This is a genomic window from Stenotrophomonas sp. CC22-02 (genome assembly GCF_004365115.1).
Taxonomy (GTDB): domain Bacteria; phylum Pseudomonadota; class Gammaproteobacteria; order Xanthomonadales; family Xanthomonadaceae; genus Stenotrophomonas; species Stenotrophomonas forensis.
Genome location: NZ_SOCO01000001.1, coordinates 1,770,626 through 1,795,538, shown reverse-complemented (window position 1 = coordinate 1,795,538; position 24,913 = coordinate 1,770,626). Strand labels below are relative to the sequence as shown.

At 66.1% G+C, this 24,913-nt stretch carries 14 protein-coding genes; 12 read left to right on the top strand and 2 right to left on the bottom strand.

Going from position 1 to position 24,913, the window contains the following annotated elements; genetic code table 11:
- The first annotated feature begins 55 nt into the window (after positions 1 to 55).
- The 3 genes from N440_RS08320 to N440_RS08310 all read left to right on the top strand — a co-directional run bounded on the left by N440_RS08320 (position 56) and on the right by N440_RS08310 (position 3,428).
- Entirely contained in the window at positions 56 to 970 is a 915-nt protein-coding gene (locus N440_RS08320; RefSeq protein WP_049458627.1) for a LysR family transcriptional regulator, read from the top strand.
- On the top strand, positions 970 to 1,842 hold the full coding sequence (locus N440_RS08315) for a methylenetetrahydrofolate reductase (RefSeq protein ID WP_133934709.1): 873 nt from the start codon (positions 970 to 972) through the stop codon (positions 1,840 to 1,842). The genes N440_RS08320 and N440_RS08315 overlap by 1 nt, the downstream gene beginning before the upstream one ends.
- Before the next feature lie 107 nt (positions 1,843 to 1,949).
- A complete protein-coding gene (locus N440_RS08310; RefSeq protein WP_166671546.1) occupies positions 1,950 to 3,428 on the top strand; it encodes a serine hydrolase in 1,479 nt (492 codons plus the stop codon).
- Between the two features lie 10 nt (positions 3,429 to 3,438).
- On the opposite strand, the gene N440_RS08305 is transcribed toward N440_RS08310, so the two are convergent.
- On the bottom strand, positions 3,439 to 3,717 hold the full coding sequence (locus N440_RS08305; protein ID WP_133934707.1) for a hypothetical protein: 279 nt from the start codon (positions 3,715 to 3,717) through the stop codon (positions 3,439 to 3,441).
- A gap of 202 nt (positions 3,718 to 3,919) precedes the next feature.
- Between N440_RS08305 and N440_RS08300 the strand changes: the two genes are divergently transcribed.
- The 4 genes from N440_RS08300 (at position 3,920) to N440_RS08285 (ending at position 16,308) form a co-directional block, all read left to right on the top strand.
- Positions 3,920 to 4,447, top strand: a complete 528-nt coding sequence (locus N440_RS08300) for a DUF6622 family protein (protein ID WP_133934706.1) — start codon at positions 3,920 to 3,922, stop codon at positions 4,445 to 4,447.
- A gap of 160 nt (positions 4,448 to 4,607) precedes the next feature.
- On the top strand, positions 4,608 to 6,770 hold the full coding sequence (locus N440_RS08295) for a type I secretion system permease/ATPase (protein WP_133934705.1): 2,163 nt from the start codon (positions 4,608 to 4,610) through the stop codon (positions 6,768 to 6,770).
- Positions 6,767 to 8,188: an HlyD family type I secretion periplasmic adaptor subunit gene (locus N440_RS08290; RefSeq protein WP_133934704.1), complete on the top strand. Its 1,422-nt coding sequence runs from the start codon at positions 6,767 to 6,769 to the stop codon at positions 8,186 to 8,188. The genes N440_RS08295 and N440_RS08290 overlap by 4 nt, the downstream gene beginning before the upstream one ends.
- A 746-nt stretch (positions 8,189 to 8,934) precedes the next feature.
- Positions 8,935 to 16,308, top strand: a complete 7,374-nt coding sequence (locus N440_RS08285) for a calcium-binding protein (protein ID WP_243831307.1) — start codon at positions 8,935 to 8,937, stop codon at positions 16,306 to 16,308.
- Positions 16,309 to 16,383: 75 nt separating this feature from the next.
- On the opposite strand, the gene N440_RS08280 is transcribed toward N440_RS08285, so the two are convergent.
- A complete protein-coding gene (locus N440_RS08280) occupies positions 16,384 to 17,580 on the bottom strand; it encodes an MFS transporter (RefSeq protein ID WP_133934703.1) in 1,197 nt (398 codons plus the stop codon).
- An 89-nt stretch (positions 17,581 to 17,669) separates the two neighbouring features.
- On the opposite strand from N440_RS08280, the gene N440_RS08275 reads away from it, so the two are divergent.
- The 5 genes from N440_RS08275 (at position 17,670) to N440_RS08255 (ending at position 24,735) form a co-directional block, all read left to right on the top strand.
- Positions 17,670 to 18,350 (top strand): metalloregulator ArsR/SmtB family transcription factor, encoded by a 681-nt coding sequence (locus N440_RS08275; RefSeq protein WP_133934702.1) that lies wholly within the window; start codon positions 17,670 to 17,672, stop codon positions 18,348 to 18,350.
- A gap of 155 nt (positions 18,351 to 18,505) precedes the next feature.
- On the top strand, positions 18,506 to 19,030 hold the full coding sequence (locus N440_RS08270) for a sigma-70 family RNA polymerase sigma factor (protein WP_006445987.1): 525 nt from the start codon (positions 18,506 to 18,508) through the stop codon (positions 19,028 to 19,030).
- Between the two features lie 2 nt (positions 19,031 to 19,032).
- Complete coding sequence (locus N440_RS08265) at positions 19,033 to 20,073, top strand: FecR domain-containing protein (RefSeq protein ID WP_166671545.1); 1,041 nt, start codon at positions 19,033 to 19,035, stop codon at positions 20,071 to 20,073.
- Between the two features lie 112 nt (positions 20,074 to 20,185).
- On the top strand, positions 20,186 to 23,254 hold the full coding sequence (locus N440_RS08260; RefSeq protein WP_133934700.1) for a TonB-dependent receptor: 3,069 nt from the start codon (positions 20,186 to 20,188) through the stop codon (positions 23,252 to 23,254).
- A 77-nt stretch (positions 23,255 to 23,331) separates the two neighbouring features.
- Positions 23,332 to 24,735, top strand: coding sequence for a hypothetical protein (locus N440_RS08255; RefSeq protein WP_243831306.1), 1,404 nt, complete (start codon positions 23,332 to 23,334; stop codon positions 24,733 to 24,735).
- The last annotated feature ends 178 nt before the right edge of the window (positions 24,736 to 24,913 follow it).

The following is a 24,913-nucleotide window of genomic DNA, read 5'->3' as shown; positions in this document are numbered from 1 at the left end:
CTTCCATGACGTAAAATGGTATTACTTCACCAATCCATGAGCGGGATTCATCATCATGCTGGAGCGGATCCATCTCAGCATCGTGCAGCAGGTCGAGCAGCAGGGCTCGTTGACCGCCGCTGCCGGCGTCCTCAACCTGACCCAGTCGGCGCTCAGCCACAGCATGAAGAAGCTGGAGCAGCAGCTGGGCACCGATGTCTGGTTGCGCGAAGGGCGCAGCCTGCGCCTGACCCAGGCCGGGCAGTACCTGCTGGCGGTGGCCAATCGCGTGCTGCCGCAGCTGGACCTGGCCGAGGAGCGATTGGGCCAGTTCGCACAGGGCGAGCGCGGCGCGCTGCGCATCGGCATGGAATGCCACCCCTGCTACCAGTGGCTGCTGAAGATCGTCTCGCCCTACCTGGCCGCGTGGCCGGACGTGGACGTGGACGTCAAGCAGAAGTTCCAGTTCGGCGGCATCGGCGCGCTGTTCGGCTACGAGATCGACCTGCTGGTCACGCCCGATCCGCTGCTCAAGCCCGGCCTGAAGTTCGTGCCTGTGTTCGACTACGAGCAGGTGCTGGTGGTGGCCAGCAGCCACGCCTTGGCCAAGGTAGACCACGTAAAGCCGCGCCAGCTCGGCCAGGAAGTGCTGATCAGCTACCCGGTGCCGTTCGAGCGCCTGGACATCTACAACCAGTTCCTGCTGCCGGCCGGCATCACGCCGCGTCGCCACAAGACCATTGAAACCACCGACATCATGATGCAGATGGTGGCCAGCGGCCGCGGCGTCGCCGCCATGCCGCGCTGGCTGGTGGAAGAGTACGCCGCGCGCATGGACGTGGTGCCCGTGCGACTAGGCGCGAAGGGCATACCCAAGCAGATCTACCTGGGGGCACGCGAGGCGGACACCGCCATCGACTACCTGCAGGCCTTCGTGGAACTGGCCCGCAACAGCACACCCATCGCCAGCAACGTGCGCGGGGGCGGGTGATGTCCGCACGTGCGCCTGCCCAGGCAGCGGCTTTCATCTACAGGTATTCACTGGAGGTCAGCGCGAAGGCCCTGCCTGCGTTGCGCGCAGAAGCAGATCGCATCGCGCCGGGCACGATCATCTCCATTCCCTACCTGGCCAGCGAAGACGACAACACGCGACTGGCGGCGGCACGCGCCGTGCGTGAGCTGGGTTTAGAGCCGATGCCACATCTGTCGGCGCGCCGCATCGAGTCGCGGGCTGCGCTTGAGCGTTTCATGCAGCGTGCCGCCAGTGAGGCCGGGGTGGAACGATGCCTGTTGATCGCGGGCGATCTGGCAGCGCCTGCCGGGCCGTTCGCCGACAGTGCCGCGATCATCGACACCGGCATTCTCGAAGGCTCCGGCATCAAGGTGGTCGCTATCGGCGGGCACCCGGAAGGCCATCCGGTGATGGGCAGTGGCGAAAGCTGGCAGGTGCTTGAACGCAAGTGCCAGGCCATCGAGGGACGGCGCATGGCGCCGCTGATCATCACCCAGTTCGCCTTTGATGCCGACATCGTCCTGGCCTGGCTGGACGCACTGCGTTCGCGCGACATCCGCGTTCCGGTGCTGGTCGGCGTGCCTGGGCCGGCCAGCATCACGCGGCTGGCGCGCTACGCCGCGATGTGTGGCGTGGGAGCCAGTGCCTCGATGCTGGCGCGCTACGGCATCTCGATCGGCCGGTTGTTGGGAACGGCCGGGCCGGAAGTGTTTGTCGACCGTCTCGTGCGGGGGCTGACCGACGCCCATGGCGCGGTCAGTCCGCACTTCTTCCCGTTTGGCGGCATCGCAGCATCGCTGGCGTGGATCGAGCGCTACCGGCGGCACGCACTGGCGTCCAGCCCCTCATAGGCCATCAGTCATGGTGGCCGGGCCGCGTTCGCGGCAGTCCGGCACCGCTACACTGCGGCATCGACTCGTGAGGTAGGTAGATGCCAAGCGCCATCCAGCAGTTCTCCATGGAATGGAAACGGTCAGTGCTGAGGGTGGTGTCCGCGGCGGCGGGTTCGCTGGTGTTGCTGGCCGGCATCGCCGGGCAGGCGAGGGCGGCCGCTGGCCCGGCCGAGATCGCGCAGCTGGTGGACAGCTATGCAGCAAATCGTGATTTCAACGGCGTCGTGCTTGTCGCCCAGCACGGGCGCATCCTGTATCGGGGCGCCCATGGGCTGGCCAACCGCGAATGGCAGGTGCCGAACGTCGAAGACGGCGTTTTCCGCATCGGCTCGCTGAGCAAGCCGATCACCGCCATCCTGGTGATGCAGCTGGTGCAGGAAAACACATTGCGGCTGGACGGCACGCTGGGCGAGTACCTGCCCGCGCTCTATGCCGGCACGCCTGCGGCTGCGGTCACGGTGGCGCAGCTGTTGAATCACACGTCCGGCATTGCCGACCTGCCGCGCAGTTACGAAGACCCGTGGTGGCAGACGCAGGCCCGGCTCTCCCTGGCACCCGATGACTTCGCCAAGACGTGGATTCCCGGCACGCTGCAGAGCGCGCCGGGGGCCGAGTGGCGCTACAACAACAATGGCTACTTCCTGCTCGGCCTGATCATCGAGAAGGCAACGGGCGCCAGCTACGAGGCCAACCTGCAGCGCCGGATCCTGGACAAGGCCGGCATGACCAACAGCGGGCTGTACCGCGCCAGCGCACTCATTCCGCGCCTGGCGACCGGCTACCAGACCCGGCCGGACTTCAGCCTGGCGCGCCCGATGCTGATCGATCCGAGCGTCTCTTTCTCGGCCGCCGGCCTGTACTCCACCGTTGACGATCTGCTGCGGCTGGACCAGGCCCTGCAGGATGATTCGCTGCTGAGCGCGCCTTCGCGGCAGGCCATGTGGACCAACCATCGCTCGGGCTATGGCTACGGCTGGGAGGTGGAGAACTGGCCCTTGCCTGCAGGTGGCACCTACCCGGTGGAATCGCATACGGGCAGCGTTCCGGGCTACCAGACCTACTGGCTCCGCGCCGGGCAGGATCGGTCGGTGGTGATCGTGCTGGACAACTATTGGCAGGGCGAAACCGCAGCGAGCCTGGGCAAGCAACTGATGGGCGTGCTGCACGGCATGCCGGTTACCCTGGCGCGGAAGAATCTGGGCACCCTGCTGGTACCGGCTGCACTTTCATCGGGTGTGCCGGGCATGACCCGCGCCTATGAGGCACTGGGGCCTGCGGCCAGCCAGTACGACACCTCCGAGCAGGCGCTGAACTCACTGGGCTATCGTCTGCTGAGGATGAAGCGCGTGCCGGAATCAGTGGCCGTGTTCCAGTGGAATGCCCGCGCGCACCCGCAATCGGCGAATGTGCATGACAGCCTGGGCGAAGCCTACCGGGCCAATGGCCAGCGCAAGCAGGCGATCAACAGCTACCGCACGGCGGCGGCGCTGGCGCCCGTCGATGCGCGCCTGCGCGCCGTATTGAGGGAGCTGGAACAGGAGTGAACGGGGCGCTTCAGCCCGGCAAGTCGCACTTCATCCGGCCGTCCACATAGTAGGGCTTGGGGACGTTGGGGTTCTCGCTGGTCTTCTCGAACACCACTTCGAACGAGGCGGTATCAGGCGCGCCCTTGCGATCGGTACACGCATCCTGCAGCTTCTTTTTCACCGCCGTGATGCCGGCCTCGCGGTTGGCGCCGTCGGCGCTGTTGGTCAGGTTCACGGTCTCGGCCGAGGCCAGCGGGCTCAGGGCGAGCAGGCCGCCGGTCAGCAGCAGGGTGTGCAGCTTGGTCATGGGTCGTGCCTCGTGGGTTTCCAATGGAGTCCCAGCATAGGGTTGGGCCGTTAACGGCATGTGGCCGCAGGGGCCTGAGTCGGTGCGCATCGCAGCGTAATCCGCGATTGCTGACAGCTGTCACTGGCCGCAACCGGCGTGGAAGCGAATAGTGAGCGCCAAGACGTAGACGCTCCGCCACCACTCAGCCGAGGGACGACCCATGAACATGCTCCAGCACCTTGCCTCGCAGACGCCGATCTGGGTCTGGCTGCTTCTGGCCTTCCTGGTCACGCGCGGTATTGCCGCCATGAAGCCGGGCGAAACCTCCCTGCAGAAGCTGGCCGTCGTGCCCGTGCTGTTCACCGTCTGGGGCGCCTGGTCGATCAGTCACCGCTACGGGATGTCCCTGGGTGCCTGGGGTGAGTGGCTGGCCGGCATCGGCTCGGGCGCGGCGCTGGGATGGCTGCTGCTGGGCCACGTGAAACTGACGTTCGACCGCGCCACCGGGAAGCTCTGGCGCAATGCGGACTACAGCGTGTTGCCGCTGCTGCTGGTCACGTTCCTGATGAAGTACGGCTTCGAAGTCGCCTTTGCGGTCTCGCCCGCATTGACCACCCATGCCGGCGCCAGCGCGGCGTACCTGCTGCTGTCGGGTGGGTTCACCGGCCTGTTCATCGGCAAGTACTGCCGCTACCTGGCCTCGTTGCGGCTGGACGCGGCGGGCAAGGGGCTGGGGATCGCGGGCTGAATCGGTCGGCCGTGATGCGTCACGTTAATGCCGGGTCACGGCGTCGCGCAGCACGGATCGGGTTGATCGTATGGCCTTCGGGAGCCCACTTGACAGGCCTGTGAACTGCCCCCAATCTCGGCGCGGGGTTGCGCACAATGGAAGCTGCGCAGGGAATGTTATGTCACAGGGAGACGCGGCACCTTCGGTGCTGGGGGGAGAGCGTGCGCAGGATCGACAGGATCTGGCGTTGCGTGGTCTGGTACTGCTTGCTCAATTTCATGGCATTGCGGCCGACGCCAGTCAGCTGGCGCATGACGCTGGCCTGGGCGATGGCCCGATGGACGAAACGACCCTGGTGCTGGCGGCCCGCAAGCTGGGCTTCAAGGCGCGGATGGTGTCGACGCCAGCTGCGCGCCTGGCGCTGTCCAACCTGCCCGCGCTGGCGCTCGGCGACGACGGTGATGCGTTCATCATCGCCCGCATCAGTGGCGATCAGGTACTGATCCACGACCTGGCCGGGAAACGTCCGCAGAGCATTGACATGGCCGCGCTCCGGCAACGCTACCGCGGGCGCCTGCTGCAGGTCGCATCGCGGGCCTCGGTTCTCGGTGAGCTGGCCCGGTTTGATTTCAGCTGGTTCATTCCGGCGGTGATCAAGTACCGGAAGATGCTGCTGGAAGTCTTCGTCGTCTCGTTCTTCATCCAGTTGTTCGCGCTGGTCACGCCCCTGTTCTACCAGGTGGTGATGGACAAGGTGCTGGTGCATCGAGGCCTGACAACGCTGGATGTGATTGCGATCGGCCTGGTGTCGATCGCCGTGTTCGACGTGGTGCTCAGCGGGTTGCGTACTTATGTGTTCGCCCATACCACCAGCAAGATCGACGTCGAGCTGGGTGCCCGGCTGTTCCGGCATGTACTGGCGTTGCCGCTGGCGTACTTCGAATCCCGGCGGGTTGGCGACACCATTGCACGCGTGCGCGAGCTGGAGAACATCCGCAACTTCCTCACCGGGCAGGCATTGACCTCGGTCCTGGACCTGCTGTTCACCGTCGTGTTCCTGGCCGTGATGTTCTACTACAGCGGCTGGCTGACCCTGATCGTGGTGATCTCGCTACCGCTCTATGCGCTTGTTTCGGCGGGCATCACCCCCGTTCTGCGCAAGCGGCTGGATGAGAAGTTCGCACGCGGCGCGGACAACCAGTCCTTCCTCGTTGAAACCATCAGTGGCATCGGTACGGTCAAGGCGAATGCCGTCGATCCGCGGGTGACGCGCACCTGGGACAGCCAGCTGGCCGGATATGTCAATGCGGGCTTCGGGGTCACCAAAATCGCGACCGTCGGCCAGCAGAGCGTGCAGCTCGTGCAGAAGCTGGTCAGCGTTGCCATCCTGTTCTGGGGGGCAAAGCTGGTCATTGATGGCGAGCTGTCACTGGGCCAGCTGATCGCCTTCAACATGCTGTCCGGGCAGGTCGCCGCGCCGATCATCCGCCTGGCCCAGCTATGGCAGGACTTCCAGCAGGTAGGCATTTCCGTCCAGCGTCTCGGCGATATCCTCAACACCCGCACGGAACTTCCCGGCAGCCGGATGGCATTGCCACCCATCCGTGGCGACATCACCTTCGAACAGGTCGGCTTCCGCTATCGCCCGGATACGCCGGAGATTCTGGCTGGCATCGATCTGCACGTACCGGCCGGGCAGGTGATCGGCATCGTCGGGCGTTCCGGCTCCGGCAAGAGCACACTGACCAAGCTGGTGCAGCGCCTGTACACGCCCGAACGTGGGCGGGTACTGGTGGACGGGCATGATCTGGCCCTGGCCGATCCCGCCTGGCTGCGGAGGCAGCTGGGCGTGGTACTGCAGGAGAACTTCCTGTTCAACCGCAGCGTGCGCGAGAACATCGCACTGAGCGATCCGGGCATGCCGCTGGAGCGGGTGATCAAGGCGGCAACCCTGGCCGGCGCCCACGAGTTCATCTCGGCGCTGCCTGAGGGCTATGACACCAAAGTGGGCGAGCACGGTGCAGGCCTGTCGGGTGGCCAGCGGCAGCGCGTGGCGATCGCGCGTGCGCTGATCACCGACCCGCGCATCCTGATCCTGGATGAGGCCACCAGCGCCCTGGACTACGAGTCGGAGCACGCGGTGATGTCCAACATGCGCGAGATCTGCAGGGGGCGCACCGTCATCATCATCGCGCACCGCCTTTCCACCGTGCGCAGGGCCAACCGCATCGTCGTCGTCGACCGTGGCCGCATCGTCGAGAGCGGAACGCACGATGAGCTGCTGGCACAGCCGGGCGGACACTACGCGCAGCTGCACCGCCTGCAGCAGGGGGCAGCATGAAGCACATCCGTGATGCAGTCGGCGCCTTCGCCGCGCGCTACCTTGCCGTATTCCGTAGCGCCTGGCAGGCCCGCCACGAGATGGACCCGCCGCCACGCAGGGCCGACGAGCGGTCCTTCCTGCCCGCACACCTGGAGCTGATTGAAACCCCTGCCTCGCCCACCGCGCGGTGGACATTGCGCATCATCATCGCGTTGTTCTGCGTGGCGGTGCTGTGGGCCAGTCTCGGCAAGCTCGATATCGTTGCGGTAGCACCCGGCAAGACCGTCGTGGACTCACGGACCAAGGTCGTGCAGCCGGCGGAAACCAGCGTGGTGCGACGCATCCTGGTGCGTGACGGGCAGGCGGTGAAAGCGGGGCAGGTGCTGATCGAACTTGATGCCACCGCCACGTCGGCCGACGTGGCCAAGGCAGGCGATGCATTGTTGAACGCGCGCATGTCCGCCCTGCGCCTGCGTGCCCTCGCCGAGGCCCTGGAGGATGGTGCAGCGCCGGTGTTCCATGTTGATCCGGACCTGCCCACAGACCGGGTACAGGCCGAGCAGGCGCTGGCGCGAAGCCAGTACGAGGCACTGCAGGCCAAGCGCCACAATCTGCAGGCCCTGATCGCGCAGCGCCACGCGGAACTGGAAACAACCCAGGACTCGGTGAAGCCCCTGGAGGAATCGGCGCGGATCTCCCGCCTGCGCGCCGACGACTATCGGCGCTTGCTGCAGGGCAACTACGTTGGGCGTCACGACTACCTGCTGCGCGAGCAGGAGCGGATAGCCGGCGAGCGCGATCTTGCTGCGCAGCGCAATCGCGTGCAGGAGATCCGGTCGGCCCAGCGCGCCGCCGAGGAAGAACTGAGGGTGCTGGTGGCCGACTTCCGGCAACAGACCCTGGATGGCCTGCGCGAGGCGCAGGAACAGATCGGGCAGATGACGCCTGAAGTGTCGCGGACGGGGCAGCGTGACCACCAGATGACCCTGCGGGCCCCGGTTGATGGCACCGTACAGCAGCTGGTCGTGCACACGGTGGGCGGCGTGGTTACGCCGGCGCAACCGCTGCTGGCCGTGGTCCCCAGCGAGGAAGCGCTGGAGGTCGAAGCCACCATCCTCAACAAGGACATCGGCTTTGTGCGCACCGGCCAGGCGGTAACCGTGAAGGTGGAAAGCTTTCCGTATACCCGCTACGGCTACCTGACGGGGAAAGTAGTAAGCGTCTCCCACGATGCCATGCAGGACGAGAATCTCGGCCTGGTCTTCCCGGTGCGGGTGAAGCTCGACAAGGCCACCCTGCAGATCGACGGGGTGCGTGTGCGGATGACTGCCGGCATGAGCCTGAGTGCCGAGATCAAGACCGGGAAACGGCGGGTCATCGATTACCTTCTGAGTCCATTGCGCCAGCATGCAGGCGAGTCGCTGCGCGAGCGTTGATCCACCTTGGCGCCTGAGACGGGCGTCCATGCCACTCTACAAATGAGGTCATTCGTGCGAATGCTTCGCTTGCTCCTGCTTCCGCTGCTGGCAATCCTGTCCGCGTGCCAGGACCCGCCACCCCAGCGCCCCGTACATGTGATGCTTCGACCCTACCTGCTGCGGCCCGGCGTTGACCCGGCTGGCAGCAACGCCGTGGTGGTCTACCTGAACCGCGACAACGGCCGCGTAAGGGAAGGGCCAGGCAGAGCGGCAGGGACGCCATGGACGACCGTCCGCCTGCTTGTGGGCGTCGGCGCCACGCTGCCTGCCTCAATGTCACTTCGAGGCGATGAGCGCGTCACTGATGAAGGCGATGGATTCCAGCGACTGGAACGCGACAGCGGGTCCCGGGTGCACAGCATGCTTCGCTTCATGGGTCCCTGCGGGCACGAGGTGCTTGCCACCGCATGGTCGAACGACTCACCGAGCAGGGGCATCTACCGTGCAGAAATGCAGATGGAGGGATTGTACCTGCAGTACTCCTATGGCGCGGAGAGCCACGCCGACCATCTGCGCTTCGCGGCTTGGGCATATGCCTGGTACATGGGGGAGCCTTGCTCGCAGCCGACGCAGGACACCGGGAGGGTGTCCAGCAGCAGAACGCGCATCGCGCCTGGCGGGCATACCCCCTGATGCATTTGCAGTGCACTTCGTAGTGGTCCTGTTATCCCCTCAACCTTCACCATGCCGCATCAAGGAAGAACATGTCCGGTATTCTCAATCTCGATTCGTCCCAGCGCACAACGCTGCAGAACTACAGCAACTCAGGCCAGCATGCCGAGGCCTATCGCTACCTGAGAGATCTTGCTGCATCCCAGGCCCGCACCTCGGACGCTGCCACGGCTGCCGAGCTCAACAGGATGTCCAACTGGTTCGATTCCGCTGGCAAGATCAATGCGAATGACGGCAGCCTGGTAAGCGACCTGGTCCGTGGTGCCACCATGTGGCAGGGCACCGTCAATGGACTCAACGCCAATGAGGCATGGTTCCAGCAGGGCTCTGATCTCCTTGCCAACACAGTGGTGAACGACGTCCTGGGCGGCCACGTGCAATCGCTCGGTGACATCATTGGCAAGGATGTGATGACCGCCGTGCAGGATATGCAGCTCGGCGAGGCTGACCGATGGGCAGGCACGCTGGGTGACCAGTTCGATCCGCCGCTGGGGCTGGGCGAGGATTTCGTCCAGGTACAGAGCGAGGACGGCACGGTCACCGGCTATGTGCAGGATCTTGCCGCTGCCATCCTGTCGAACATCAACGGCGTGCTGCGCGCGGCCGGCCTGGAAGCGCCGCTGAGCGAGGCGATGGGCTGGGTCATGGATCATGGGTTCGGTCGGTTCCTTGACCTGCTCGGCGAGGGAATGGGCTGGGCCATGGACAATGGCCTGGGCCGTTTCATCGATCGGTTCGAGGATCTGGCGCGGCGCATCCGCGGCGACAACACCTACCGGATCGAGCGCTACGACCCCCTGGCGCTGGATCTGGACGGAGACGGCCAGGTGCGCACGGTGACCGAACGCGGCTGGGCCGGCACCCTGTTCGACCATGATGGCGATGGGATCCGCACCGCCAGTGGCTGGGTGGATGCGCGCGATGGCCTGCTGGTCCGTGACCTGGATGGCAACGGGCGAATCGATTCGGGCCGCGAACTGTTCGGTGACCAGACGCGCCTGGCGAATGGCCAGCGGGCGGCCAATGGTTTCCAGGCACTGGCGGCGCTGGATGACAACGCCGACGGCCGTATCGATCTGAATGATGCGTCGTTCGCGTCGCTTTCGGTGTGGCGCGACGCCAATGGCAACGGCATTACGGATGCAGGAGAACTGCTGACCCTGCAGGAGCTGGGCATCACGTTCCTCGGAACCACCATGGGCGGGGCCAGTGGCGACGTGGAAGGTGGCGCGCTGCTGGGCTCGTCAACGTTCGGCCGCCGCGATGCGAACGGCATCGAGCAGACGCATCTGCTTCAGGACTTCAACTTCGACAACGACAGCCTGCGCTCCGACTATGCCGAGGATGTCGCGGTGCCAGAGGCCATCCGTGGGCTGGTCAACAGCCGCGGCATCGGCAACCTGCGCTCGCTGCACCAGGCCGCAGCGCTGTCCCCCGCGTTGCAGGCCCTGCTGGTCAGCTTCTCTGCGGGAGAGACACGCCAGGTACAGCGTGACCTGCTGGACGATCTGATCCTGGAATGGGCACGCACCAGCCCCTACTTCTCTTCGCAGGCCATCCGCATCAACAGTGGCGGCGGCGTAGAGGACCCCAACTCCACCAACGTGGTGCGGCTGCGCCCCAACGAAGTACTGGTGTGGCCGGAGCCGACCTGGCTGGATGACGTCCAGACCATGAAGATGCGCGTGGTTGAAGCGATCATGGGCTACGCGCCGATCACCGATGTCTGGTGGGGAACGCAGACCGTGCAGCAGTACGTGCAGGTCTACGACGCGATCTTCGAAGCGTTCTATGCAACGCTCAGCAGCAAGTCGCGCCTGAAGGGCTATACCGACCTGATCCAGCCCACCTGGGATGTGCAGGCGGGCCAGGTCAGCTTTGCCTTTGCCGCACTGGAAGCCAAGCTCAACACGCGCTTCGCCAGCAGCCAGGCCGATGCCATCATCGACCTGGCTGAGCTGCTGCGGGCGCAGGGGCGATTCCTGCTGGGCAACGGCTGGGCCGCGGGCGAGACCATGCTGCGCACCTGGCTGCTGCAGGCGGAGTCCCAGCCCGACCTTGGTGCGGCACTGGCCGCCGCAGGCCTGCAGCTGAGCAGCGTGGCGACGGACGGCTCGGTGGCAGGCAGCCTCGGCAGCAATGATGGAATCCTTGTCGGCCGCGACCAGGCCGCCGATGTGCGCGAGCAGTTGCGCGGTGGCGCGGGTGATGACCTCATCCTCGGCGGCGCCGGCGACGATCTGCTGGACGGCGGCCAGGGCAGCGACACCCTGTTCGGCGGCACAGGCAACGACACCCTGTCGGGCGGCGCAGGCGCCGACCTCCTGTCCGGGGGCCAGGGTGAAGACACTCTGGACGGCGGGGAGGGCGACGATCTGTTGTACGGCGACGCAGGCAACGACAGCCTGAGCGGCGGCGCCGGCACGGACCGTCTTGAAGGTGGGTTGGGTACCGATGCGCTCTATGGCGGTGCGGGCAACGATGTCCTTGACGGCGGCGCCGGAGACGACTACCTGCAGGGCGGAGAAGGCAGCGACCGCTATCTGTTCGGCCGTGGCAGCGGCCATGACCGCATCAACAACTACGACGCCTCCAATGGCCGTGTCGACACGCTCGAGATCGGCGCGGGCATCCTTCCTTCAGATCTGAAGGTATGGCGCAGCGGCGACTATCTGTGCCTCCAGATCATCAGTACCGGCGACCGTGTCGATATCCAGGACTACTTCCGCGCAGACGGCCAGAGCGACTATCGCCTGGATCGCATTCGTTTCTCCAACGGGGTGCAGTGGAGCATTGCCGATGTCAAGGCGCTGGTCCTCATTCCGGTGCCGGGGGTGGACGATCTCTACGGCTACGACAGCGACGACATCATCCATGGCGGAGACGGCAACGAGTGGTTGAGTGGCCGCGGCGGCAACGACACCCTGACCGGTGGAGGCGGTGCGGACACGCTGAACGGTGACGATGGCAACGACCAGCTGGACGGTGGCGAAGGCGACGACCGCCTCAATGGCGGTGACGGGCAGGATCTGCTGGTGGGCGGCAGCGGCAACGATACGCTCGATGGTGGGGCCGGCGACGACCAGCTGTGGGGTGGCGCCGGCAACGATCAGCTGCGCGGTGGCCAGGGCAATGACGTGTACGGGTTCGCCGCTGGATTCGGCCAGGATGTGATCGACAATCATGACGACAGTGCAGGACGCCTTGACGCGATTTCGTTCGCCGCGGACATCGCGCCGACGGACATCGTTGCCACCCGGGTTGGCGACGACCTGCTGCTGGTGCGTGCGGGCAGCACCGATCGGCTGACGGTGTCGCGCTACTTCCAGAACGATGGCAATGGTCCCTCGCGCGTGGACGAGATCCGCTTTGCCGACGGCACGATCTGGACCGTGGCCGCCGTGCGCCAGCGGGTGCAGGTGGCCACCGCTGGCGATGACCATCTGCAGGGCTATGAAGGCGACGATGTTCTTTCCGGCGAGGGCGGCCATGACACCCTGTCCGGCGGGCAAGGCAACGACCAGCTGTTCGGCGGCGAGGGCGATGACACGCTGCAGGGCGGCGACGGCAACGACCTGCTCGATGGCGGCCAGGGCAGCGATACGCTGGATGGCGGCGAAGGCGATGACCAGCTGTCCGGCGGGGCCGACATGGACGCGCTCTACGGCGGTGGCGGCAATGATGTGCTCGACGGTGGCGAGGGGCGCGATTGGCTGGCCGGGGAGCAGGGTAACGATGAGCTGCGCGGCGGTGCTGGCGACGACGAGCTGATGGGCGGGGAGGGCAATGACATCCTGCAGGGCGATGCGGGCAATGATCGTCTGGCCGGTGGCAGCGGGGATGACCAGTACCGGTTCGCCAGCGGTGACGGCCAGGACATGATCCTCGATACCGAGGGCGCAACCACCCTGCAGCTTGTCGACCGGGCGCTGGCCTCGGCCGTGCTGCGACGGGACAACGGCGATCTGGTCCTGACCTTCCTCGACGGCAGTGCCGACCAGATCCGTCTTGAGCGTTATTTCGACCCGATCACCGGCCTGGCGGCCCTGGGGCTGTCGCTGGTGGCGGGCGGCGTCACCCGCCTGCTCGATCCGGCGGCGCTGGATCTGGCGGTCCTGGAAGCCACTCCGCTGGCCGACGTCATCCACGGCAACGCCGGCCAGAACATCGTGCACGCCGGAGAGGGTGACGACACGGTTCATGGCCACGACGGCGATGACACGCTGTATGGCGAGGCCGGCGACGACCGCCTGTTTGGCGGGCAGGGTGCCGACCTGCTGGAGGGCGGCGCTGGCAACGACTGGCTCGACGGCGGCGAGGGGGTGGATGAAGCACGCGGAGGTACGGGTGACGACACCTATATCGTGGACAACAGCAACGACCGCATCGTCGAGCTTGCCGGCGGCGGTCGTGACCATGTCCTGAGCAGTGCCAGCTACGCACTGTCCGCGCAGCTGGAAACCCTGACGCTGACGGGCGCGGAGGACATCGACGGCACCGGCAACGAACTTGCCAACGTCCTGACCGGCAACGAGGGCGCCAACCGGCTCGACGGTGGCGCCGGCGATGATCAGTTGTTCGGCGGCCAAGGAAACGACCGCCTGCTGGGTGGCAGCGGTAACGACGTGCTTGATGGCCAGTCCGGGGACGATCACATGGAGGGCGGAGCCGGTGATGACATCTACCACGTGGACAGCCTGCTGGACAGCATCGTCGAACTCGCGGGCGAAGGGTTCGATGTCGTGCACGCCACCAGCGACTACACGCTGTCGGGCAACATCGAGCGGTTGGTGCTGGTGGAAGGGAGTGGCGCCATCACCGCCATTGGCAGCGCCGACAACAACGAACTGACAGGCAACAGCAACAGCAACCGCCTGGATGGCGGGGCTGGAGCCGACCGCATGGTGGGTGGCCTGGGCGACGACACCTATGTGGTCGACCAGGCCGGCGATGTCGTGGTTGAACTCGCCGGCGAAGGCCACGACACGGTGGAATCGAGCATCGATTATGTGCTCGGCGATACCCTGGAAGATCTGGTGCTGACCGGCAGCGGCAACATCAGTGGCACCGGCAACGGCGGCAACAACCAGCTGACCGGCAATGCAGGCAACAACCGCCTCGACGGCGGCGCCGGTGGCGACCGGATGCAGGGAGGCGAGGGGGACGATTACTACATCAACGACAGCAGCGGCGACTGGATCGTCGAGCATGCCGGGGAGGGCGTCGACACCGTCGAGCGCCGCTACGAGACAAACCTCGTGCTTGCCGATGAGGTCGAGAATCTGATCCTGGCCGTCGGCATCCAGACCGGTAATGGCAACGGGCTGGACAATGTGATCACTGGCAATGCCGGTGCCAATACGCTCGGCGGCTGGGACGGCGATGATCTGCTGTACGGCCTGGATGGCAATGATTCGCTGTTTGGTGGAAGCGGTAGCGACACCCTGTTCGGCGGCAACGGCAACGACTATCACGATGGCGGCGAGGGCATCGACCGCATGGAAGGTGGGGCCGGCGACGATGTCTACATTGTCGATGACAGCGCCGACGTGGTGGTCGAGGCGCTCGGTGCCGGCAAGGACCAGGTCCAGTCCAGCGCCTCGTACGTGCTGTCCGACAACATCGAGAACCTGTTCCTGACCGGTACGGGCGCCATCAATGGCAGTGGCAATGCGCTGGACAACTACCTGGCCGGCAATGCGGAAGCCAACACCATCCACGGGCTCGGTGGCAACGATACGATTGTCGGTGGCGGTGGCAACGACACGCTGATCGGTGGCAGCGGCGATGACAAATACGTCTTCGACACCAGCAGCGGCACTGACACGGTGGACAACACCGGCGGAGGCTTCGACGGCGTGTTCTTCACCGGCGGCATCGGCCGTGAGCGGATCTCGTTCAGCCGCGATGGCAACGATCTGCTGATCACGCTGGACAACGCTGCAACGCCGGCCGTCCGGGTCACCAACCACTTCCTCGGCGGCGACGCCGCGATCGACTACGTGCAGCCGGACGGCGGCTCCTACCTGACCACCGCGCAGATCAACCAGATCGTTGCCGGCGGCAGTACCGGCGGGCAGTTCGACCAGGTCATCCAGGGCACCGCAGCCGGCGAGCAGCTGGCGGGCAGCGCCGGCAAGGATCTGATCGAGGGCCTGGGCGGCGCCGACACCCTGTTCGGCATGGGCGGCAATGACACCCTGCGCGGTGGCGACGGAAACGACTACCTGTCCGGCGGCAATGGAAGCGGCACCGGCTCGGGGGATGATCGCCTCGAAGGCGGGCTGGGCAATGACACGTTGCGTGGCGAAGACGGGAGCAACGTGCTGATCGGTGGCGCAGGCGACGATCAGTACGTCTATGGCGGCGGCATCGATGTCATCGACAACACGGGGGGCGGTACGGACTGGTTGATCTTCCAGAACGACATTTCGCTGTCCAAGCTCGCCTTCGCCCGTGATGGCGACAACCTGGTGATCACCGTCAACGGCAATGGCAACCAGAAGGTCACCGTCACCAATCACTTCCTCGGCGGTGACATGGCGCTGGACTACCTGCAGCCGGCAGGTGGCTCGGCGCTGAACACGGCGGCCATCAATGCACTGGTGCCGGGTACCGGTGGCGGCAATCCGGGAGGCGGCAATGACGGCGACTATCCCTCACAGATCACCGGCACGGCGGCCGGCGAGCAGCTGGTGGGCACCAGTGGCCGTGATCGCATGCAGGGCCTCGGCGGCGACGACACCCTGTTCGGCATGGGCGGGGATGACAAGCTCGAGGGGGGCGATGGCAATGACTACCTGTCCGGTGGCAATGGCAGCTTCAGCGGCTCGGGCAACGACATCCTCATCGGTGGCGCGGGCGACGACCAGCTGGTGGGCGAAGACGGTAACGACCTGCTGTTCGGTGGCGTGGGCAACGACACGTACTTCTACCGCGCAGGCGGTGGCGTGGACACCGTGGACAACACCGGCGGCGGTACCGACTGGCTGTACTTCGACGGCATCGCGCGCAGCCGCCTGAGCTACTACCGCGATGGCGATGACCTGCTCGTGCGGGTGGACGCCGATGCGGGCCAGCAGATGCGGGTACTGAAGCATTTCCAGGGCGGGCAGTACGCCATCGCGTTCGTGCAGCCGGGGGACGGAGGCAACGCCATTTCGGCATCGGCCATCGCCGGGCAGCTCAAGCCACTTCCGGCCGCAACCACGCGTGTGTCGGCCCGCACGGCGGACGCGTCGGCCAATGCGGAAGTGCGGCAGCTGATCGAGGCCATCGGTGGGTTTGCCGGTGATGCCAGCACCGGCTGGAGCGAGGCGCAGGGCGTTGTGGCCGAGCCGCTGATGGGGCATGCCGGCTACGATCCAGGGCATGCCACGAGGACCGCGTTGCGCATCAGCGCCTGAGGAACGGGCTGTCGAGGCGCCGATGACGGCGCCTCGATGCCTGCCGGCGCCCCAGCACGTGCCTCGGCACCCCGTCTACACACCCGACGCCAGGGCGGCGCGCCGCCCTTTACGCCCAAGCCAGGCCAGTGCCGCTGCCGCGGCCAGCAGCCACGGAATCAGTACCAGGTTCATGCGCTGCCAGCCAAGCGCGTCCAACAGGCCTCCCGCACCAAACGAACAGCCCAGACCGACAACGAAGATGGTCATGTCGTTGATCGCCTGTGCCCGGGCGCGCTCGGCCTGCGTGTAGGTCGTGGTGAGCAGTGCCGTGCCTCCCACGTACATGAAGTTCCAGCCCACCCCGAGCATGACCAGCGCCGTCGCAAAGGAGCCGAATCCAGTCCCGGTGGTCGTCATCAGTACATGCCCGACGAAGATCACCGCACCGGCCAGCATGATGCGGACAGCGCCAAAACGAGCGATCAGCGATCCGGTAAAGAACGAGGGCAGGAACATGCCCAGCACATGGAGCTGGATCACCGTTGCGGCACTGCCAAGGGCGTGATGATGGTGAACCATGGCAATGGGCGTCGCCGTCATCGCCAGGATCATGATTCCATAGCCGGTCGCAGCGCCGAACAGCGCCACCAGGTACGCGGGCTGGAACACGATCTGCTGCCATGGGCGCCCAGCGGGCTCACCCGGCTCGGTTTTCGAGGTGGCCGGCATTCGCAATCCCGCCAGCACCCCGGTCGCCACCAGCGAGACAACGGCCAGGATGATGAAGGAGCCTTGATACTCCGCCTGCAACAGCGGCCCGCCCAGGCGGGCCAGCGATGGCCCGACCAGCGCCGCAATGATGCCGCCGGCCATCACCAGCGAAATCGCCCGGGGGCGGAACGCTTCGTCTGCCACCTCGCTGGCGGCGAAACGATAGAACTGCGCGAAGGCCTGGTATGCCCCCACCAGCAGCGTGCCGGCAGCCAGCAAGGCCATCGAATGGCGGGCTATTCCCAGTGCGGCAATGCCGCCGCCGGCCAGGCCCAGCAGCGAGCCGCAGATGAATCCGACCCGCCGCCCGGCCCTGGCCATCCACATCGCGGCGGGGAAGGTGGTCAATGCCGTTCCCAGGAACATCGTCGCGATGGGCAGGGTGGCCCACTGCGGGGCAGGGGCGAGGTGAGCACCCGCCAGCCCGCCGACGGTCATGACGATCACCGAAACAATCTGGAACAGCGCCTGGGCGCTGGCCAGCAGGAACACCTGCCGATGCATGGGGTTGCCGGGCATGGGGACGCTTCTTGGATAGGATGGGTGCCGTGACGCGGGTTCAGCCAATGACTGGACTAACATTCAATCAATATGCAGAATGTTTGAGTATGGATAAGGCAAAGTCAATCCCCCAGCCCAGGCAGGCGATCTATCACGCCCTGGCTGACGTCGCCCAGGCGATCGGCCATGTCCACCGCCTGGAGTTGCTGGAGGCGATTTCGCAGGGGCCGCGCAGCGTCGAGGCGCTGGCGGAGGCAACCGGGTTGAGCGTGGCCAATACCTCGCGGCACCTGCAGTTGCTGCGGCGGGCCCGACTGGTGGAGCCCGAGCGCCAAGGCAAACGCATCTACTACAGCCTGTCCGGCGAGGCCGAGGTCGTTGCGCTGCTGCGGGCGCTGGGCTGCTTCGGCGAGCGCAATGTTGCCGAAGTGCAGGGTGTCATGCGGGATTTCTTCGAACGGCGCGATGCCCTTGAACCCGTATCGCGCGAAGCGCTGCTGGAGCGCCTGGCGACGGATGGGGTAACCCTTCTGGATGTTCGGCCTTCGTCGGAGTACGCCCTGGGCCATCTTCCCGGTGCCTTGAACGTTCCAGCGTCGGAACTGGAAGCGGCATTGACCCGCCTGCCCCGGGACAGGGAGATCGTGGCCTACTGCCGAGGCCCGTATTGCGTGATGTCCTTCGAGGTCGTGGAAAAGCTGAGGGCGCTGGGCTTCACTGTGCGGCGCCTGGAGGATGGCTTTCCCGAATGGAAGGCGGCCGGTTTCGAAGTGGTCACAGGGCCGTAGCAGTCCAGTTGCGGCGTCGACAGGCCAGCGGGGATCACACCGATACATGGCCGGGTTGCAGAAGGAGCACCGTCACGGCCAATGTGAAGCCGTCATGAAGGCGTCACACCGCGCCCGTACCTTGCGGCGCACTTCAGGGGGCAGGGGCGACGCAGGTGGCCGAACAGGCAAGACGGCGCCTGGCGCGCATGTTCGAAGAGCACGCGCCGCTATTGCGTGGCTTCTTCGTGCGACGCGGTGCGCGGCAGGACGCCGAAGATCTGGTCCAGGAAACCTATCTGCGCCTGCTGCGCGCGCATGAAGGCAAGGGCGAGCCGATCGCCAACCCGGAAGCGTACCTGTTCACCGTCGCGCAGAATCTGGCACGCGAGCAGGCCGCGCGCCGGCGCTGGTCGACCCTGTCCATCGAAGAAATCGAAGGCCCGGGCCAAAGCCTGGCCAGCGGGGAATGCGTGGAAGATGCCGCCGAACGCGAGCAGCGCCGCCAGCGCCTGCAGACGCTGCTGCAGACCCTGCCCGAACACACCCGGGCGGTGCTGGTCATGCAGTACCGCGATGGATTGAGCTACAAGCAGATCGCCGAACGCATGGGCGTGTCAGCGCATATGGTGAAGAAGCACGTGGTACGCGGGCTTTCGGTGTGCCGTCGGGCGCTGGCCGAACCGGCAGGGAGGTCGTGAGCGTGGCCACTGAACATCCATCGGCGCTGACCCTGGCCGCCGCACAGTGGCACGCGTTGCAGCGCGAAGGCGACCTCAGCCCTTCGCAGCAGCAGGCCTTCATGCAGTGGCTGCTGGTCTCCCCCGAACACCTGCGCGAGTACATGGCCATCAGCGAGGTGGCCGGTGCGTTGGCCGATGCGCTGCGCGGCATGCCGGATGACGTCGACGCACTGTTGAAGGCTCCCGCGCCGACGCGCAATGATCACAACGTCGTGCGGTTGTCGCCACGCCCGTCCGCCGCATCGAACCAACGCCGGGCACGGCCCACACCCGGCTTGCCGCGCATCGCGGCCGCAGCGGCGCTGATGCTCGCTGTAGGCGTAGGTGCCACCATCGCCTGGCCGCGCACCGGGCACTATGTGGCCGCACATGGCATGCCGCGAGAGGTCACGCTGCCCGACAGCACCGTAGTGCGCCTGGACGCTGAAAGCGAGATATCGGTACGCATGACCCTGCTGGGGCGGCGCGTCGAGCTTGAACGTGGCCAGGCCAGCTTTGCCGTGGCCAAGGACCGGCGCCCGTTCGCGGTACACGCCGCCGGCCTGCAGGTGACGGACATCGGCACCACGTTCGATGTTTCGCTGCTGCGCGAGCAGGCCCGTATCGGCGTCAGCGAGGGGCGCGTGCACGTGCGCGGCGATGGTGGCCGCGGCCGCATGCTGGCCGACCTTGGCGCCGGGCAGGCGGCACAGGTCGACTACCGTGACCAGCGCGTGCGCATCCGCGAGGAAGACGCCGCCAGCATGACGGCATGGTGGACCGGGCGGGTGCTGTTCCGCGACGAGGCGCTGCGCGACGTGGCCGACCGCTTCAACCGGCGCAACACGCTGCGCCTGCACGTGAGCGATGACGCCGGTGCGCTGCGCCTGACCGGCAACCTGCGCGCGGATGACGTGGCGTCGCTGCGCGCATTCCTCGACCAGCAACCCACGCTGGTCACGCAGGTGGCAACGGACGGAATCCATGTACGGTTGCGCGCGGGAACGCCGCAGGCGCTGTAAGAAAAAATTCATCGAACAAGTGGTGCCCGATCGGCGCGCTGCGCCCTCGTAGATGGGGAATGCAGGAACACACCTGTTCCGCGACCACCGCCATTCCCTACTGGACCCTACGATGCGCCGCACCCTGTTCCTTTCCATTGCCCTTGCACTGCAGATCACCGCCACGGCCGGCGCCAACGCCGCAGAACCGGCCCGCGTCTCCAGCGAAGCGATCGCCTCGCAGCCGCTGGACGGGGCGCTCAATGCGCTGTCGCGCCAGACCGGCCTGCAGTTCGTCTACAACGCGCAGAATGCGGGCAATCCGCGCACCCCGGGCGTGCCGGCCGGCCTGAGCGCGGACGCAGCGCTCAGCCGCCTGCTGGCCGGCACCGGCCTGCGCTACCGCTATCTCAATGCCACCACGGTCACCATCGAGGCACAGGACGCCAGCGCGCCGGCCGCCACCTCCGCGCTGGCAGCACCCGAGGCGGTCGTGGGCGCAGTTGCGGCAACGGCACCGGCCGGCGCTGCGAACTCCGGTGCGCAGGCGGCCAACCTTGAAACCATCCAGGTCACCGGCAGCTACAGCCGCAGCCTGGAGAAGGCCGTGGACATCAAGCGCGCCACGGTGGGCTTTTCAGATTCGATCGTCGCGACCGACGTGGCCGATTTTCCCGAACAGAATCTCGCTGAAGCCCTGCAGCGCATGCCGGGCGTGACCATCGAGCGCAACAAGGGCCTGGGCACCAAGGTCAATGTGCGCGGCCTGCCTTCGGAGTACACCCACGTTTCGATCAACGATCTGGCGACCGCCTCGGGCAGCGGCGGTCGCGACGTGGAATTCGACATGTTCGCCTCGGAGATCATCCAGCAGGTGACCGTGCAGAAGTCGCCCACCGCCGCCGACGAAGAGGGCGGCATTGCCGGCTCGGTGAAGATCTCCACCGCACGCCCGTTCGACTACAACGAACGCAAGCTGGTGTTCTCCGCCGAAGGCGCGCACAACAGCATCTCGGAGGAGGTGGATCCGCGCTTTGCCTTCCTCGCCGCCGATACCTGGGGTGACTGGGGCGCGCTGGTCTCGTACTCGCAGTCCAAGCGCACCAACCGCACCGACTCCACCTCGGGCATCAACTTCCGGCCGTCCTCGCGCTTCCTCACTGCCTCGGGCACCCGCGGTACCCAGGCGCAGGCCGTGCTGCTGCGCGACGCGGGTGTCAACATCACCAATCGCAATGATGCCGAGCAGACCAACCGGGTCGTGTTCCAGGACAAGGTGGGTGATCGCGTCTACCTCAACGAGCAGGACAAGTGGGGCGCCACCGGGTCGTTGCAGTACAAGCCCAGCAACAACTTCAGCCTGACCTTCGACGCGATGGTCGGCGGCTATGACAGCACCGAGGACGAGTACGACGCAGCCGCCTATTCGGCCTCCAGCCGCAGTACGTTCGATACCATCCATGCCTACGATGCCAGTACGCTGTCCGAGTACGGCATGGTGGTGCTGCGCGATGTGTCCTACACCGCCACCCAGCACGAGATGCTGAGCAAGGAGCGGATCAACAAGACCGACTACAGCCAGTACAGCATGGCGATGGACTGGAAGGGCGACCGTTGGTACGTGGATGCGCTGGTGGGCTACTCCGGCGCGGAAAAGACCTCGGATTTCTCCAATCTCAAGCACGTGGCCTATGCGCCGTCGCGCACCCGCTGGACCGGCAGCAGCGGTGAAACCATCCCGACCGCCGCCGCCGGCAGCTTCGACATGTACAACGACCCGAGCCGGTACCTGTTCGAGGCCTACGAGACCACGCTGGAGAAGGTGAAGGACGACAAGTACGCCGCCCAGGTCAATGTCACCCGCCTGCTGGACATGGCCTTCCTGCCCGCGCTGCACACGGTCCGGTTCGGTGCGCGCTACACCGATCGCTCCAAGGAACGCCAGTACGGCGAGCTGAAGATCACCGGGCCGAGCGCGGGCAGCAGCGCCTGGGTCAACACCCGCACGATGGCCGACAGCCCGCTGCAGTACATCGACGACATCGTTCCCGGCGGCAGCTACTCCAACAAGGGGCTGGCCTGGCAGCAGATCTCCAACGACTACGCACGCAGCGCGTTCCGCTACGCGGGCTTCCAGACCCCGTTCGATCCTGGCCAGTTCTACCAGGTTGACGAGAAGGTGATGAGCTTCTACGCCATGGCCGACTTCGCCTTCGATATCGGCAGCGTTCCGTTCACCGTCAATGCGGGTGCGCGCTACGTGGACACGAAGGTCGATTCGTTCGGCTATCACCCGATCCAGCTGCCCAACGGCAGCACCGGCTACACCGACACTCCGGTGTCGAAGGACGGCAGCTACGACGATCTGCTGCCCAGCTTCAACATGACCGCCGAGCTGTCGCACGGCCTGCTGCTGCGCGCGGCGGCGTCCAAGGTGATGATGCGCCCGGCGCTGACCGACATCGCCTACAAGCGCACCGCCAGCTGGGGCTCCTACCGTTTCACCGATGGCAATCCTGAGCTGAAGCCCACCTATGCCAAGCAGTGGGAGATCGGCCTGGAGAAGTACCTGGACAACGGCGCGCTGTTCGCCGCCAGCTACTTCCGCAAGAACATCGATGGCGTGGTGATCAACTCGCTGACCGGCGTGGTTCAGAATGTGGCGGTATACAACGCCAACGGCAGCCTCAATGGCATCTACGATTTCGACGTCTACCAGCCGGTGAATGCCAAGGGTTCCTACCAGGTCGATGGCGTTGAACTGGTGGCACAGCTGCCGCTGAACATGTTCACGCCGTGGCTGGACGGGTTTGGCATCAATGCCAACTACACCATGCTGGACAGCTCGCTGGCCGGCGAATCCAGCCTGGGCATCCGCACCCCGATGCCGGGGCTGTCGGAGAAGACCTGGAACCTCACCGCCTACTACGAGAATTCGCGCTTCGACGCGCGCGTGTCCTACAACCACAAGGGCGCCTACGTCGAATCGATCGGTTACAACCTGTACCCGATCTGGCGCGATGCCTATGGCCAGATGGATGTGTCGATCGGTTACCGCATCACCGACAACATCAAGATCAGCCTGAAGGGCATCAACCTCACCAACGAGCGGACCAGCGGCTACACCATGGACCCGTCCTTCCCGACCATGGATGAGACCTCGGGCCGTCGCATCAGCCTGGGCCTGCGCGCGGACTTCTAAGCAGGCATTCACGCACCGGCAGCGTGCGGACCCGCAAGGGTCCGTGCGTTGTCCGTGCGCCTTTCTGAGGTGAACCCATGAAGAACCTTGTAATGCTGGCGCTGCTCGCAGCGGCGGCCCCGGCATTGTCCGCCCCGGCGGAGGCAACCCCGCCAGTCGACGCTTGCCGCCAATGGCTGGCCGGTGACCACCATGTGCACAGCGAATGGAGCGTGGACTGGGACCGCCGCACCACGCCGCCCACGCCGGTGCGTGGTGGCGACTCGCCCTACAGCCGCAGCCACAACGCAGCACAGGCCAGGGCCTTCGGCCTGCGCTGGATGGTCCACACCGACCACGGCGGCCCCGGCCACTCCGCGGTCACCCGCGACCATGCCTATCCGGCGCTGCTGCAGGCGCGCACCGATGTGCCCGAAGTGATCCAGTTCAATGGCATGGAATTCGATGTGCCCGCGGGCGAGCACGCCTCGCTGATCATCGCGCCGGGCCCGCAGGAACGGGAGCAGCTGGTCATCGCCGAGCGGGACTTCAGCCGCAGCGAACCACTGCACGGCAGCCGCGATAGCGAACAGCAGATGCAGGCGGCATTGGCCTACCTGCGCGGCCTGGCCCCTGCGCCACTGATGTTCATCAACCATCCTTCGCGTACCGCAACCGGCATCGGCGAGTGGGGCGAGGTAACCCCGGACGAGCTGCGCGGCTGGCATGCGGCCGCACCCCATGTGCTGGTGGGCATGGAGGGCGCCCCCGGTCACCAGGCCATCCGCAGCGAACGCGGGCTGTACCGCAACGCCGCCGCGCCGACACTTGGCGGCTACGACCAGATGACCGCGCAGGTCGGCGGCATCTGGGACCAGATGCTGGCCGATGGCATCCGCTTCTGGATCACCGCCAACTCCGACTCGCATGTGAACCTGCGCGATGGCGGGCGCGATTACGACCCGGGCGAGTACAGCAAGACGTACGCTTGGGCGCGGCCGGAGGCCGAAGACATCCTGGATGCCCTGCGCAACGGCCGCATGTTCACCGTCACCGGCGACCTGATCGACGCCTTGGAGCTGCGGGTGGCCGCCCGCGACTCCAGCGCCGGGATGGGCGGCACGCTGGTGCTGCCGGCAGTGCAGACGATGCAGGTGGAGGTGCGGGCACGGCAGCCGGCGCGCGCCAACGCGAACGGGCAGCACCCGGCGCTGAAGCGCATCGAGCTGATCGTGGGCAGCAGGGAGGAGGGCGGCGCGTTGCAGATGCAGCGGCGCGGATTCGATGCCGCAACGTGGCGGCGTGACGGCGACTGGATCGTGGCGCGCTGGTCACTGCCCGTGCCGCCGCGCGGTGGCTTCGTGCGGGTGCGGGGCAACAGCACCGGTGCGGTGGATGCACTGGCGGACGCGCCCGGCGAGGATCCGTGGGCGGATCTTTGGTTCTATTCCAACCCGGTCTTCGTCAGGGTTGCCGAGGGTGCTGGCCCGCCGCGCGAGTGACGTAGCACCGGCGCGCCTTTCGCGAGGGGGGGGGACGGGCAGGGCGGGGGAGTTCCAATTGCAAATGACTCTCACTACACTTGCAGGTCTCCACCCCTCTGTCGCCCAGTGCGGCCCATCCGCCGGCTATCCAAGTGAATGTCCCGCCCTACCTGTGCAGACCGCAGGCATCTGTCCT